Raw genomic sequence first — 14323 nt, 5'->3', positions numbered from 1 at the left:
CGTCTGCACTGCGTTCGATCCAAATTCAAAGTAACCGGCCGGCCAAAACGACGCCCGCGAAATGTAGCGTGCGCTGCGATTGAAATCCACTGACCTCCACTTGTTGAACAGGCATCATATGCATCATTTCATGAAGAGATTAAAAAATAAACGGCTTTCAAAACTGCCCGCTGCTCTTGCACTTTTGGTTGCGCTGTCGGGCGGGGTAACAGCGGCATGGGCCGCTGAACCTTACCCCAAGGTGATCCAGGGCGCGGTTGACAATGGCGTGAAAGTGGTCAAGACCTTCCCCGCGCCTTCCGGCCTCACCGGGTGGGTATTGACGGAAGGAGGGCGGTATTCGATCGTGTTCACCACGGCGGACAAAAAGAGCCTGCTGATGGGCGCGCTCATTGACGAAAACGGCGAAAACCTGTCTGCACAATACGCTGAAAAATATGTTCCGAAACCCGATCTGGGAAGCCTGTATCGGGACCTGGAAAAGGCCGCCTACGTTGTTGAAGGTACTGACAGGAATCCCAGAAGCGTCATTTACATCTTCGTTGATGCCAACTGCCCGTTTTGTCACCTTGCATGGAAGGCGTTGCAACCATATGAAAGAGCAGGCCTGCAGGTGCGCTGGATTCCAGTGGCCACATTGACGCCGACCAGTATGCCCAAGGCGATCGAAGTGATGACCGCATCGGACAAAACTGCCGCCTTCCGCAAGATGGAGGAAAACCACGGAAAGAATTTGGCACCTTCTCCCAAGGCGGCGGAGTCAGCCAATCCGGCAGTCGCAGCAAGCATCCGGAAAAACGGCGAGCTGATGGAAAAATTCAGAATCTCAGGAACTCCGGGGCTGATCTGGAAGGACAAGCAGGGGAAGATTAATGTAAAAGGCGGAATGCCAAGGCTGTCCGAGATCCCGATGATTACCGGATTGCCGGAACAAAAAATCACAGATTCCGACCTGGAACGGTTTCGTTAATGGCTTGAACCAAACACTGCGTCCGGCAGGGCCTGCATCGTCGTTCGACGTCCGCGTCATTGCGGCGGACGTCTTCGCCGCAGCCTGATCACTTAAGCTGGATTAGCCGCCATAAATGCGCAGCAGCAGCCACGACGGCAAGCCGAGGTAGAGCGCTGCGAGGCCGAAGCGTTCAAGCCAGCGCCGCACCTCCGTTGCCTGTACCGGTCGCAACAGGACCGCAAGCAGCGTGCCGGTTTCAATCGCTGCACGCAGGGCCGCGGCGCTCAGCACGACAGCAATTGCCCAAGCGGCCCACCAGAGCGAGAAGGCAGTGAGATAAGCTTTCAGGCCGAACATGATGTACTCGCCGAGGCCGCTGCCGTAGGCAATGTGCTGGTGCAGGCTGTAAGCCGGGATGGCGAGCACGATGGGGAGCAGAACGAACTTCGCCAATGGATGGTCGAGGCGCCCGCGCCGGACCGCGAGGCGGGCTTTCGCATACGCTGTTTCACGCGAGGATGCCCTGATCTGCTTCGGCATCCCGCCCGGGGAAGCCAGCGCCCGGGCCAGTGCGGTCGCGTCGGCGAGCGCAAGCCCATACCGCCAGCGTTCGCCCGACACCAGCCGCAGCGATGCGCCGGGGCCGGGGACAGGCAGGCTCCATGGCTCGATGGCGACGATGTCCCGTAGCGCGAGCTGTACACGCTGCGCGCCGCGTGCCAATACGAGCGCGCCATGTTCGATCGAGGCCCGTGCGGAAAACGCATACAGCACGCACCACGAAGCGGCCTCGGGGATCATGAAGAAGCCGGCGAAAGTGCGGATTTGGGCCAGCGTGTGCCCACGCAAGGCCTCGCTCGTCAGCATTGCCGAACACATCCAGAGCAAACTTCCGCGCGCGAAGACGCGCAACAGGCCGGCGGCGAGCCGGGCAGCGGGCGGCAACACGGCGACGGTGACGGGGAATGTCATTGCCGCAGCCGGTTCCGGCGCCTCTTCCGCTCTGTGCGCGCGCACCCAGGAAAATGCCGCCGCCGCTGCCAGCAGTACTAGGAAGGCGGTGCCCGCGAGACCGACCCAGTTACCCAGGCTGACCATGAGCGTACGCGGAGGCGGTGCGGCGGGCACGCTGCCCACCACCAGCATGCGTTCGCCCTTGCGCGCACCTGCCAGCACCGTGCCGGTGGCGTCGATCACCGCGCTGTAGCCGTTCTGGGTGACGCGGAATTGCGGCAGGCGGGTTTCGATGCTGCGGAATGCCGCGGCGGCATGAAGCAGTTCCATGCCCGGGCCGTCGGTGAACCAGGAATCGTTCGACATGGTCAGGATGGCCTGCGCGCCGAGCCGCGCGCCATCAATGGCGAGGCCGCTATCCATGCCGTCGAGGCAGATCATCGGCAGCACCGGAATCTCGCGGCCGTCGGCCAGGCGCAGGGGGAACACGCGTGCGCCGGTGCCTGGTTGCCAGTTGCCGGTCCACGGCAGCCAGCGCCGCAGCGCGGGCCCATCGAGCCAGGCGGGCACGTACTCGGTGAGCGGGAACAGGCGCGTCTTGCGGTAGTAGCCCAGGAGGCCGGTGCCGGGCTCCACGAACGCGGCGGCATTGTATTCGCCGTCCGCGTCGAGATCGTAAGTCCCGAACACGAACGGCACCCCGGCGGAATTGACGATGGAGAGGATCTCGCGGTCGAAGTCGGCGCCGGCCTCGCTTTTGGGGTGTCCAAACGTGGTGGGGTACACCGTCTCCGACCATAGCACCGCGTCCGCGCGCTGGCGCATGACGGCGTCGTAGGTCATCGCGAAGTGCGTGTCGAGCACCTCGCGCACGACCGCGCGAGCGCCTTTCTCCTGGCGCTGGCGTTCATAGTCGACGATGTTGGACTGGATCATCCCGATGCGCAGCGGCTCGCCGGCGGGTGCAGGCAAAGTCGAGAGCCTGGCCAGGCCGTAAGCCGCCAGCAGCAACGGCACCAGCGCGGCAAGCGCCAGCGGTCTGGCGATCGCGCGAATGCCGCCGGCGCGGCGCGCCACGGCCGCCGCGACACCCTCGTTCGCCAGCAGCAGCATGACCGTGAGGCCTGCGGCGCCGCCGACGTCGGCGGCCTGGCGCAGGAGCCGGGACGGATAAAGTCCGTAACCGAATGTGTAGTCGAGCAGGTCGCCGAGTAGCTTGAACGTGAGCCATTCCGTCGCGACCCAGGCCGCGGCGCCTGCGAACGCGACCAGAACTGGCCGGTACCGGCGGCCGGCCAGATGGCGCACCAGCGCAAATGCAAGGAATTGTGGCAGGAACAGCGGTGCGGCGAGCAGCAGCAAGGCCACGCCGGCGGCTGATCCTATCTGCGTATAACTGCCGATCGCGGCCCCGAACCAGGCGCAGGCCGCCGCGGCGAAGGCAACCGACATGGCCCAGGCACAGAGCAGCTTGCCGGCGAGCGTGCGGCTCGCGTCGAGCGCACGCAACCACGGCACGAGGAACACGAAGCCCAGCAGCCAGCCGGCGCCGCCACGGGCGTACAGGCCGGACATGACTGCAGTGGCGAGAATGCCGGCTGAAATGCGCGCGGCGGAATGGATCGAGGGTGGCATGGTGTTCAGCGCCCGCATCACTGCGGTTCCAATGGTGCGGGGATCACGATGCGCCGAATCGGCAGGCCGGGCGGAGCATGTTCCGGCGGCACGACGCGATCCTTGGGAATCGCGATCGGTTGGTTGGCGGCATCGACAAACTGGTAGTCCGGCGAGTACATCAGGATCGGCTCAATGCGCTGGCCGTCGTCGGTCGCCTGGTAATGGCGGACGTAGCCCGGCGGGAGCTCAAAATCCTCGGGCACCGCAAGCCCGACCAGGGGCGGGCGGGTACCCGGCGGCGAAAAGGCACCGAGGCCGGTATAGATACCGGCCTGGTGCAGGCGCTCGATTACCTCTGGCATCGTCGGCTTCTCGCCGCGGGCAACGTAAAACGAGAGATCGCGCGTCGGGTCTGCATCTCCCTCCGCATTCGCCTCAGGCATGCGCTGCGATACATCTTGCGGGTCTTGCGCCGGCGAAGGCAGCGGTGGCGGCGTCCAGGTGACGAACGTGGCGCTCGACGCTGACGACGATGGCGATGATGCCCGCGGTGTTGCCGCTTTGCCGTTCTCGTCGGGTGACATCAACAGAAAGAGGCCGACTGCGGTCAGCCCAAGTGCAATCGCGAGATAGCCGAGAGAGGGACGCCAGCCGCGCCGGGCGGAGGCCGGGTCGGTCAGTGGCTGGCCGGAGCGGCGTGGCGTTTTCATGGCTTATTGCTCCTTCGCCTCAGGGCGCTGACGGATCGAAGACGGACAAGCCCCAGCCGAGCCGCTCGTGGCCGTACTGGTTCCAGATCGGGCTCTTACCGTCCGTAAACGACGTGTAGCGGGGAGCGCCCGAGCCGGTGCTGCCGCCAAACAGGCCGGCCGTGATGGTGCCGCCGGTGTAGGTCGGGTGAGTGTCATCGGACTGGATGTAGTCATAGCTGGTGCCCGCGGATACGAAGTGCGTGTTGGCGTCGCGGATCGTCGAGCGCAGCGTCGTGGTGATGCGGTTGACGTAGCTCGCCTCGCTCTCGCCCGCGACATAGCGCAAGGCGTCCGAGTCGATCTGGCCGTCGCCGTTGCTGTCGTAGTCGGCCCCCATGTACTGAGCGAACGTATCGGCGCATGCGAAGCCCTTTTGCCGCGCAAAGTCGCACATCGCCCAGTTCATCTTGGCAATGTAAGGCAGGAGGGTATTTTGAATGTTCACCGTAGTGCCCGTCGATGCACTCTTGCAGGAGCTTTGCACATTGTCGGCGGCATAGCCGGGGTAATGCAGGTTCGAGATGACCTTCAGCTTGGTGCCGGCATACGCATTGGCGTTAATGTAATCCATCGCCTTCGCCACGTAAGTCTTGCAGTTGTTCACGGCCGTATCCAGCCCGCTGGTATCGCAGGTACCGGTCTGATTCTTGAAGGCCGTGCGCGCCTGCAAACCATCGTTGCCGCACATCTCGAAGGCGACCACGCGGGTGGTGCTGCTTTGCATGTAAGACGCCTCGGCCACGATCTTGTTATTGTAGACGTCCGAGGCTACCGCGCCAGACTTCGTGCGGCGCACTTGTTCGATATCGGCATTCCACAATGCTGACAGGTACTCCGATTGCACCACCGGGCCGGCGTACTTCGCCGCGCTGGTCGTGGAGCCGTTGTAGCCGGCGAAAATCGAGTCGCCGTAGGACACGACGCGGTACTTGGTCGTGGTGCCGGACCGATCGATGGTCCAGGAAGCGTTCTGGTTCAGGGTGCTGGCCGCCGCCTCGGATCCTACGGCCAGTAGAGCAAGGACAGGCATCATCCTTCGCACCGCGGTGCGAAATCGTGTGTTCATGTTTGTCTCCTATTAAGTAGAAATTTTTCTTCGTTACCTGACAGACTGGACCTCACCATGAATCACCGCTGTCGCTGAACTACACGAACAAATGATTTTGATAAGCTCCACGATGGAATATATGTGAATGAAGTTTGCCCACCACTGTGCTTCCCTATGTTGAAGCGGGCCGGGTGACATTCATCAATTGACTTTGCGGGCCAAAGGATGTCGTAAAGATAGACGGAGTGAAGCTGTCAGTGATATGTGCGCTTGGCGCGCGTGATCATGGCGGATGCCGCTGAGGTGATATTGAAACGGGTAGCCGTTGGCAGACTAGTTTTTCGATTGCGGAGCGCAGGATTCGGGCGCGCGTTTTTATAAGATTGTCGCCACTTCGCGATCACGATATGCGCTTCGCGGCGCGTCGCAAGCCATTCCGGACACGCCTGCATGCGCCGCTTTTGTACGAACTACCTCGTGCATTTATCTACGACGCGAACAGCAAGCTAGCGCGGCTTTCGTCTTGGTTTAGGGGAGCATGGGACGGGTTAGATAGTCCTGCGCTCATTCTGATAGCCGTAGGAAGTGATTATGCCGGCGCCTTACTTAACAGATTTGCGATGGCGAGTGCGGACCTGCGGGAGAGTTGGCAGAACTGTTTCAGGTCAGCCTTGCCAAGGTGGAGAATGCGCGGCGACGCTATCGGCGTACCGGCGATGCGGCACCGAAAACCCCTGAATTGAAACCCCGAGGTTTGCTTGATTTGGCCACACGGCAGAAGCTGGCACGCTGGGTGCAGGAGCAACCGGATGTGATGCTGGCGGAGTTGCAGGTACGGTTGGCTCAACAGTGCCATAAAGTGCAAACTGCGCTAGTGCCACGCGAGGAGGCGCGGCGCCGCCTCTCCGAGATGCTCGCTTTGCGCGACGAACCCGTCGAGTATCTGAGCTCGTTACAGGGAATGGTGATTCAGGAAAAGCCGGATTAGTCGTCGCACGCCTCTGGCGATGCCTGCCCTTGCAATTGCTGTCGGCCACCGCTTCGGGCTGGCGCCGGAAAAATCGAACTGGCGAAATGCATGCAGTCTAACGTCTACCTTCTGCAATTTACGGGGTATCCCATATTGAACCGCATTGACGTTACTCGGAGGCAGCATGAAGAAGCTATCGTTGGCACTATTTATTTCATTACTCGGGGCAAGCGCTGCAACATACGCACAAGGCAGTGACAGCGCACCGGCAGCGGCTGAGCGCGGGACGAGCGGTTCGACGAGTCCCGACCGCCCGGCGGAGGCTGGCTCCTCCACCGGAACGTCATCCGGAAGCAGCCTGCCGGCAGGACCGTCTTCCGGCGCGACCGGGGAGCGCGGCAGTGTGGGCAATACCGAATCCGGCTCGTCGTCGAGTACAGGTTCGATGGGCGCTGCCGGCCCGGGGGCTGCAACGAACGAATCGGGCAGCTCCGGCGGGACAGGCATGTCCGGAACCGGCGCCTCCGATAATAGTGAGTGGAGCAAGGATACCGAGGAAAAGCGTCGTGAACGCGGCTCCATTGGTTTAAGGCCCGGAGAAGCGCCGCCCGTGCCGGGTTCAGGCACGGGGGGAGGGGGCAGCCGTTAAACTGCCGGCGCGAGCGGGATGCATGCTCGCGCCGCCATCTTTGCAGTCAGGAATCGGCATCCCACACGCTTTTGTAAAACGCGAACTATTGGCTGGATGGGCTGGCTCACGTCGGCCAGTCGAATATCAGGAAGCCAGCCAATAGCCGCCAGCTTACTGAACGGAATACAGATCCTGTTCTACCTTGCGCATCTCGACGGGTTGATGCTCCTTTACACAATGTTCGACATCGGCGACAGCAAGATAGGCTTCAAACGCGTCCGCCTTCCATACTGCATCGAATGTATAAATCGTGGAATCCACCTGAACTTCCTTGGTCGTCAAACGAACAGTTGCCATTAGTCACCATTAAGTGTGGTTGATAAAAAATGAAGGGATACGAACATCAATCGCCGCGATAGTTCCCTCGGCCAGTTCCTCAAAGACACTGTGCGTCCGCCCCTTTCGCGTTGCCTTTCAAACTTTTTGATCGGTAAATACAGTTTTGAACTATCGCTTAACTGCGCAACCTAATTAAGCATATGTAGCAACTTTGGAAAGGAGTTCGTCATGAACAAGGATCAAGTCAAAGGTGCGGTGAAAGACGCTGCCGGCAAAGTGCAGCAAAAGGCTGGCGAAATGACTGGCAGCACACAACAGCAAGCCAAAGGTGTTGAAAAGCAAGCTGAAGGCAAGACCCAAAAGGTTGCCGGCGACGTGAAAGACGCTGTACGCAAGCACTGACCCGCGAAAGCCGATATGGCAACCAGCCCGCCATTACGGCGGGCTTTTTCTTGCCTTGCCCCGAAAATCCGTCGCCGGACCGATTGCGCCGCGCATTAAGAGAAGGATTTGTTTTCTTTTGAGGATGAGCTAATATTCGTCCGCAATATAAAAATCCGCCTCAAGGGGTAGAGAGAGACACGAGCCCGCACGCCAAAAGCGTTCCGGGCTTTTTTGTTGGTTGTTCCTGTTATTTATAGCGTGAATATCTGTTATTCGATAAATGAAGCGGACAGCTCACTCATATGTGAGTATTATTCTTCCTGTCTCCTCCAACTCTCCTTGAATTGGATTTAACCCGCGAGCCGCAAGGCTAGCGGGTTTTTTTTCGCCTGGCCGCTAATCTGACAGCCGGATTCCCGATGCAAATTCATACTGAAGAACCAGGCGTCGGCGCCTGAATCAGCTTGTTCTTTGTGGCGGGTTGTAAGCGATTACTTCGGCGCAAGTGCATAGCCAGTTGCGGGATGGCATCCCGCTTGCGCAAGTACGCAGTCACTTCGGCCGAGATGCCTGCCGGCATCCCTTACCTCCTTGGCGATGCCAATACCGGGACCATCGCTGCGACACCTCTCCGGATCGATTCCTCGCTGAATGCCGAAAACCCCATCACCAGTCCCGCTGGAGCCGGCTGGTTCATGCGGTAGAAGGAAATGGGGCGCGCCTCTATGCCCCATTGCACCAAGGCCGTTGCCATGGCACGGTCGTCGGCATGTTCGGGCAGGAGAGCGGTGGCGTCGAGCCCGGTGGTGATCGGCAGGACCGTCAGCAAGCCGTCGAGTCGCGCCTTGCACTCCTGCTGGAAGCAGGCGGCGCGCTCGCCGTAGAGCAGGCGCATCTGGCGCAGGTGGCGTGCGAAATGGCCTTCGGCGATGAACGTGGCAAGGACCGCCTGCTGGAAGACCGGGGTGTGGCGAAACGTGAGCGAGATGGCCGAGGCGAAGGCGTCGGCGAGCGCGTCCGGCACAACCACGTAGGCAATGCGCAACGAGGGGAAGAGCAGCTTGCTGAAGGTGCCCATGTAGATCACGCGGCCATTGCGGTCCAGGCTTTTCATCGCCGGCAGCGGCGCACCTTCGAAACGGTATTCGCCATCGTAGTCGTCCTCGATGATCATTGCGTTGCAGGCATCGGCCCAGGCCAGCAACGCCAGCCGGCGCTCCAGCGGGAGCGTGCCGCCGAGCGGCGACTGGTGTGCGGCGGTCACATAGGCCAGCCGGACATCCGGCGCCGCCGGCAGCGCGTCGGTGCACAAACCGTTTTTATCTACCGGCATGCCCCGCACCTGCGCACCGGTCAGCGCGAAGAGCCGCGCCGCCCCCGGATAACCGGGGTCCTCGACCAGCACGGTGTCGCCCGCGTCGAGCAAGAGGCGGCTACATAAATCCAGCGCCTGCTGTGCGCTGGCAAGGATCATCACTTGCTCGGGCCGGCAGAAAATGCGCTGCGAGTAGCGCAGATGTTCTGCAATGGCCTGGCGCAGCGGAAGATAACCGGCCGGATCGCCATGGCCCATGTCGTCGGGGCGGACCGAGCGGCTGTGGTGATTCGACAGACGATGCCAGGTAGTGTGCGGAAAGGCGCCCAAATCAGGCTGGTTGGGACTGAACGGCCGGGGCAGCACCGCACCGTCGCGCGACAGGAAAGGACTGTCGGCAAGCAGGCGTCCCTGGCGCGAAAGCCGGACCAGGGTTGGCGGCACGTTGCGCGCGGCCGATGCCGCGGCCGTCGCGATGGGCAGCGAGGACGATACCGTTGTGCCGCTTCCCGTGGCGCCGGCAAGGTAGCCTTCGGCGATCAACTGGTCATAAACGCTCACCACGGTGCCGCGCGAGATACCCTGCTGACGCGCGAAATCGCGCGTTGACGGCAGACGCTGGCCGGCTGGAATGCGTCCGGAAAGGATAGCTGCCCGCAGTTCCCCGCACAGCCAGCGTTGCAGGGTGACGTCTTCGGGCCGCGGGCCCAGCACGAGTTCCAGATCTCCAGCGCGTTTCATCGATAAGTGGACTAATTAGATAGTCGATAAATGGATATTGGAATCGTACCACTTGCTGGCTACGATACTTCCTCCTGAATAAAGGATTTTCTTTAAGCACTATTTGAATGGACACCATGGAACAACGATTTGATATCGGAAAACTGATCCCCGACGGCTACAAGGCCATGTTCGGCCTGCATAGCTACGTGCAGAACGCCGGCCTCGACCTCGGCCTGCTCGAACTGGTCCGCTTGCGCGTATCGCAAATCAACGGCTGTGCGTTCTGCATAGCCATGCATGTGCCGCTTGCGCGCAAGTATGGCCTCAGCGAGAACCAGATCCACTTGGCCGCAACCTGGAAAGAGGCGCCGGTGTTCGATGCCCGTCAGCGCGCCGCGCTGGCGTGGGCGGAAGCGGTCACCGCGCTGAGCGGGCAGGAAGTGCCGGATGCGGTCTACGACCAGGTGAAGGCGCATTTCAGCCAGCAGGAGATCGCCAACCTGACGCTGTGCATCGCCGAGATCAATAGCTGGAACCGTCTCATGGTCGCCTCGCGCACACCGCCGCTGCTGTAGTAAGCCAACCGTAATGGTCGTGCGCTATCGGACGGGCGGGCGCTAGGGCGGTAACAGCGCGGCGCCGGCGGCGGCCAGCACCGCGCGGTTCAAGCGATCGAGCAACCCTGACGCCGCGCGTACATGTTGCCAGTGCAGCGGCACGTCCAGCGGGGTGTTCGGCACCAGCTCAACGAGCGAGCCATCCTCAAGATGCGGTGCGATCAGTGCCTGCGGATGCAGCCCCCAGCCCATGCCGGCCACTGCCGCGGTCACGAAGGCTTGCGGCGAGGGCAGCGTGTGCCGGGGAAGCTCGACATGCCGGTGGCACAAGCGCCGCGCCCAGCGCGCCTGCAACTCGTCTTTGGTGCTGAACACCAGGCTGGGCGCCTGCGCCAGGCTGCCGGCGCGCACCCCGTCGGGAAAATGGCGTCGCACGAACGCCGGGCTGGCGGCCGCCAGGTAGCGCATGGAGCCCAGCGGGCGGCTGTTGCAGCCTGCGGCGGGACGGGCCGTGGCCGTCACGGCGGCCAGCACGGCGCCGCTGCGCAACCATTCGGTGGTGTGGTCCTGGTCATCCACCGCCACTTCCATCAGCACGGGATTTTCCGCAGCGAAGGCGGCGATGGGCGGGGCTGCCCAGGTCGCAAGGCTGTCGGCATTCACCGCAATGGGCAGCGCCACACGTGTCTCCCCCTGCTGGGCAAGCGTCGGCAGCGTCCCTTGCAACTCCTGTTCGAGCAGCCGCACGCGGTCGACGTGCTGGCACAGGCGCCGCCCCGTTTCGGTGGCGCGGCAGGGCTGATCGCGTATCACCAGCGCGCAGCCGATGCGCTCCTCCAGCAGCCGAATGCGCTGCGAAATCGCCGATGGCGTCACATGGAGCGCGCGAGCCGCACGCTCGAAGCTTCCCTCACGAATCACGGCAGCCAATGCACAGAGCGCGGAGTAATCCAGCATCGGATAAGTAAAACTAAACTGAATGAAGAAAAGATAGTTTGTCTTCATTGGCGGGCGCTGGCAAGCTCGGCGCATGATGATCTCGCCCGCCGCCTCTCTGCCGTTATCCGTTTTCCTCCAAGGCCTGGCCCTGAGCCTCGGGCTCATCGTGGCCATCGGCGCGCAGAACGCCTTCGTGCTGCGCCAGGGGCTGCGCCGCGAGCACGTGGGCAGCGTGGTGCTGTTCTGCGCCATGGCGGACGCCTTGCTGATTTCCGCGGGTGTCATGGGCATGGCCCGGGCACTGGGGGAAAGCCCCGGCCTGGCGCGCGCGCTGGCGCTGGCCGGTGCCGTCTTCCTGGCGGCATACGGCTGGCAGGCGCTGCAGCGTGCGCGGCGTTCCCAACAATTGCTGGCGACCGAGGGCAGGGCGGGAATCAGCCGGGGCGCCGCATTGGCTCAGGCGATGGCCTTCACGCTGCTCAACCCCCATGTGTACCTGGATACCTTGCTGCTGGTGGGAAGCATCGGAGCCCAGCAACCGGCGGCGCTGCGCGGCTGGTTCATCGCCGGCGCAAGCTGTGCCAGCCTGTTCTGGTTTGTGCTTCTGGGATTCGGCGCGCGCTGGCTGGCGCCCTGGTTTGCCCGGCCGAGGGCCTGGCAAGTACTGGATGCCCTGATCGGCATGACCATGTTCATGCTGTCTGCCCTGCTGGTGCGTCACGTCATCACGGGATTTTGAGGCGCTCGCCTGGGCGGCAGGCAGAAGCAGATGTTCGGAGATACGACTCCGGGCGCCGGTTTCGGGCCGCCCCGGAGCGACAGAGGAAAGCTGTCGCACCCCGGGGCGCAGCAGGGGCGAAAATCAGGCTTGCTGCTTGAGCGAAGCCATGTCGATGACGAACCGGTATTTCACGTCGCTCTTGAGCATGCGCTCGTAGGCCGCATTGATGTCCTGGATGCGGATCATCTCGATGTCGGACACGATGCCGCGCTCGCCGCAGAAGTCCAGCATCTCCTGCGTCTCGGCGATGCCTCCGATGAGGGAACCGGCCAGTCGGCGCCGTCCGAAGATCAGGTTGAACACTTGCGGCGACGGATGCGGCGAGGCCGGCGCGCCGACCAGCGTCATGGTGCCGTCGCGCTTGAGCAACTCGAGAAAAGGATCGAGCGAATGCGGCGCGGCCACCGTATTCAGGATGAAGTCGAAGGAATTGCGATGGGCCCGCATTTCGTCCGCATTCTTCGATACCACCACCTCGTCGGCGCCGAGCCGCTTCGCATCCTCGCGCTTGCCCGGCGAGGTCGTGAACAGCACCACATGCGCGCCCATCGCGTGCGCCAGCTTGATGCCCATGTGCCCGAGGCCGCCGAGCCCGACGATGCCTACCTTCTGCCCGGGCCCGACCTTCCACTGGCGCAGGGGCGAATAGGTGGTGATGCCGGCGCAGAGCAAGGGCGCGGCGCCGGCCGGGTCGAGGTTGTCCGGGATGCGCAGCACGAACTTGTCGCGCACGACGATGTTGCTGGAATAACCGCCGTAGGTCATGCCGCCGCTGTGCATTTCTTCGCCATTGTAGGTGCCGACGAAACCGTTTTCGCAGTATTGCTCCAGGCTTTCGGCGCAGGCGCTGCAGTGCTGGCAGGAATCCACCATGCAACCCACGCCGACCAGGTCGCCCGGCTTGAATCGCGTGACCTGATCTCCGACCGCGGCAACGCGGCCGATGATTTCATGGCCGGGCACGACCGGATAGACGGTATTGCCCCATTCGTTGCGGGCGGTGTGCAGGTCGGAGTGGCATACTCCGCAGTACAGGATATCGATCTGCACATCGTCGGGGCGCGGATCGCGGCGTTCAAAATCGAGTTTGCTGAGCGGTTCGCGGGCGCTGGTGGCGCCATAGCCGGTCGAGGTAATCATGGTTGTATCCTTTCAATATGCATGGTTGGCGAGCCGAGGTTCCGATGTGCCGGATCATGATTTCACAATGACGTGCGACATCGATCGCTCCTCATTGGTTTCCTGGCCCCGCCAGGTATTGCTCATCCGAGACTTTCTCCATCCAATCGACAACCTTGCCGCGAGCGCGTCCTGGATCGCGATATGGGTCATGGCGGGGCCGCGAATTACGCCTTAACAATGGCTTTGGCTTTTCGCACATCGAGCCCGGCGACGGAGCGGGCTACGCCATTCTTCGTGGCGACCAGCTCCGCAAGGATCGACAACGCGATTTCCGGCGGCGTCTTGCTGCCGATGTAAAGCCCGGCGGGGCCATGCAGGCGGCTGACTTCCTCCTCGGTCATGTCGAAATGCTGCATGAGGCGCTCGCGGCGCTTTTGATTGTTGCTGCGGGAACCGATGGCGGCGACGTAAAAGGCCGGGGAACGCAGCGCTTCCATCAAGGCCAGGTCATCCAGCTTGGGATCATGGGTCAGCGCAATGACCGCCGTGGAGCGGTCCGGGGCCATTGCATGCACGACGTCGTCGGGCATGTCGCGCACCAGCCTGGTCCCCGGCACTTCCCATGACCGCGTGTATTCCTCGCGCGGATCGCAGACGGTGATGTCGAAGCCCAGGCCCAGCGCCACTTCGCAAAGATAGGCGCTGAGCTGGCCGGCGCCGATGACGAGCAGGCGGTAGCGCGGGCCGAACACCATCCTCAGCGTCTCGCCGTCGAAGTCCACCGGGTCGGCACGAATGGTCGCGCCAAGCTCGACGCGGCCCGAGGCAAGATGCAACTCGCGCCGCACCAGGTCGCGCCCATGCAGCGCATCGAGCAGTGCACCGAGCCTGGTGCCGGCCCCCACGCGTTCGATGACCAGCTCCAGCGTTCCTCCGCAAGGCAGGCCGAAGCGGTGGGCCGTTTCCGCGTCGACGCCATAACGCACCGGGAATGCCGCGCGGCCGCCGAACAGCTTGTCGAGGCTGCCGGACTGCACGCTGGCGATCAGGTCATCCTCGATGCATCCGCCCGACACCGATCCGGCGACCTGCCCGTCGGCGCGCAGGGCCATCAGGGAGCCCGCCGGCCTCGGCGACGACCCCCATGTCTTTGCGACCGTGACCAGCGCGACGCCATGCCCGGCTTCCGCCCAGGCATGCGCCTGCTTCAGTACGGCGATATCGGCTGTATCCATTGCC

13 protein-coding genes are annotated in these 14323 nt (G+C 62.6%); 5 read left to right on the top strand and 8 right to left on the bottom strand.

Annotated elements, in window-relative coordinates:
- Window positions 1–130: 130 nt before the first annotated feature.
- Entirely contained in the window at window positions 131–970 is an 840-nt protein-coding gene (dsbG, locus tag FAY22_RS15805; protein WP_168204854.1) for a thiol:disulfide interchange protein DsbG, read from the top strand.
- 102 nt (window positions 971–1072) lie between these two features.
- Here the strand turns inward: dsbG and lnt are convergent, their stop codons facing one another.
- From lnt to FAY22_RS15790, 3 genes are read right to left on the bottom strand one after another with little or no spacing between them, the layout of a single operon-like run.
- Window positions 1073–3559, bottom strand: a complete 2487-nt coding sequence (gene lnt, locus FAY22_RS15800; protein WP_246860529.1) for an apolipoprotein N-acyltransferase — start codon at window positions 3557–3559, stop codon at window positions 1073–1075.
- Window positions 3559–4233: a hypothetical protein gene (locus tag FAY22_RS15795; protein WP_146331101.1), complete on the bottom strand. Its 675-nt coding sequence runs from the start codon at window positions 4231–4233 to the stop codon at window positions 3559–3561. The genes lnt and FAY22_RS15795 overlap by 1 nt, the downstream gene beginning before the upstream one ends.
- 19 nt (window positions 4234–4252) lie before the next feature.
- On the bottom strand, window positions 4253–5341 hold the full coding sequence (locus tag FAY22_RS15790; protein WP_146331100.1) for an SGNH/GDSL hydrolase family protein: 1089 nt from the start codon (window positions 5339–5341) through the stop codon (window positions 4253–4255).
- Window positions 5342–5969: 628 nt separating this feature from the next.
- Between FAY22_RS15790 and FAY22_RS15785 the strand changes: the two genes are divergently transcribed.
- Window positions 5970–6311, top strand: coding sequence for a hypothetical protein (locus FAY22_RS15785; RefSeq protein WP_146331099.1), 342 nt, complete (start codon window positions 5970–5972; stop codon window positions 6309–6311).
- A 784-nt stretch (window positions 6312–7095) separates the two neighbouring features.
- Here FAY22_RS15785 and FAY22_RS15780 read toward each other — a convergent pair.
- Window positions 7096–7281: a hypothetical protein gene (locus FAY22_RS15780; RefSeq protein ID WP_146331098.1), complete on the bottom strand. Its 186-nt coding sequence runs from the start codon at window positions 7279–7281 to the stop codon at window positions 7096–7098.
- 210 nt (window positions 7282–7491) lie between these two features.
- Here FAY22_RS15780 and FAY22_RS15775 point away from each other — a divergent pair, with 210 nt between their 5' ends.
- The gene (locus FAY22_RS15775; protein ID WP_146331097.1) at window positions 7492–7665 is read left to right on the top strand and encodes a CsbD family protein; all 174 of its coding nucleotides are present in this window, start codon (window positions 7492–7494) and stop codon (window positions 7663–7665) included.
- Window positions 7666–8230: 565 nt separating this feature from the next.
- Here FAY22_RS15775 and FAY22_RS15770 read toward each other — a convergent pair.
- On the bottom strand, window positions 8231–9703 hold the full coding sequence (locus tag FAY22_RS15770; protein ID WP_146331096.1) for a PLP-dependent aminotransferase family protein: 1473 nt from the start codon (window positions 9701–9703) through the stop codon (window positions 8231–8233).
- A gap of 116 nt (window positions 9704–9819) precedes the next feature.
- On the opposite strand from FAY22_RS15770, the gene FAY22_RS15765 reads away from it, so the two are divergent.
- Window positions 9820–10260, top strand: coding sequence for a carboxymuconolactone decarboxylase family protein (locus FAY22_RS15765; protein WP_146331095.1), 441 nt, complete (start codon window positions 9820–9822; stop codon window positions 10258–10260).
- A gap of 42 nt (window positions 10261–10302) precedes the next feature.
- Here FAY22_RS15765 and FAY22_RS15760 read toward each other — a convergent pair whose 3' ends face one another.
- Complete coding sequence (locus FAY22_RS15760) at window positions 10303–11199, bottom strand: LysR family transcriptional regulator ArgP (RefSeq protein WP_146333477.1); 897 nt, start codon at window positions 11197–11199, stop codon at window positions 10303–10305.
- A 73-nt stretch (window positions 11200–11272) separates the two neighbouring features.
- On the opposite strand from FAY22_RS15760, the gene FAY22_RS15755 reads away from it, so the two are divergent.
- A complete protein-coding gene (locus tag FAY22_RS15755; protein WP_371417301.1) occupies window positions 11273–11920 on the top strand; it encodes a LysE/ArgO family amino acid transporter in 648 nt (215 codons plus the stop codon).
- Between the two features lie 123 nt (window positions 11921–12043).
- On the opposite strand, the gene FAY22_RS15750 is transcribed toward FAY22_RS15755, so the two are convergent.
- Window positions 12044–13102: an NAD(P)-dependent alcohol dehydrogenase gene (locus tag FAY22_RS15750; protein WP_146331094.1), complete on the bottom strand. Its 1059-nt coding sequence runs from the start codon at window positions 13100–13102 to the stop codon at window positions 12044–12046.
- Between the two features lie 206 nt (window positions 13103–13308).
- On the bottom strand, window positions 13309–14319 hold the full coding sequence (locus FAY22_RS15740) for an XdhC family protein (RefSeq protein WP_146331093.1): 1011 nt from the start codon (window positions 14317–14319) through the stop codon (window positions 13309–13311).
- Window positions 14320–14323 lie beyond the last annotated feature (4 nt).

Origin of the sequence: Noviherbaspirillum sp. UKPF54 (assembly GCF_007874125.1) — a bacterium.
Classification (GTDB): Bacteria; Pseudomonadota; Gammaproteobacteria; order Burkholderiales; family Burkholderiaceae_D; genus Noviherbaspirillum.
Note: the sequence above shows the minus strand (reverse complement) of the source record. Positions and strands in the feature narration are given on the sequence as shown.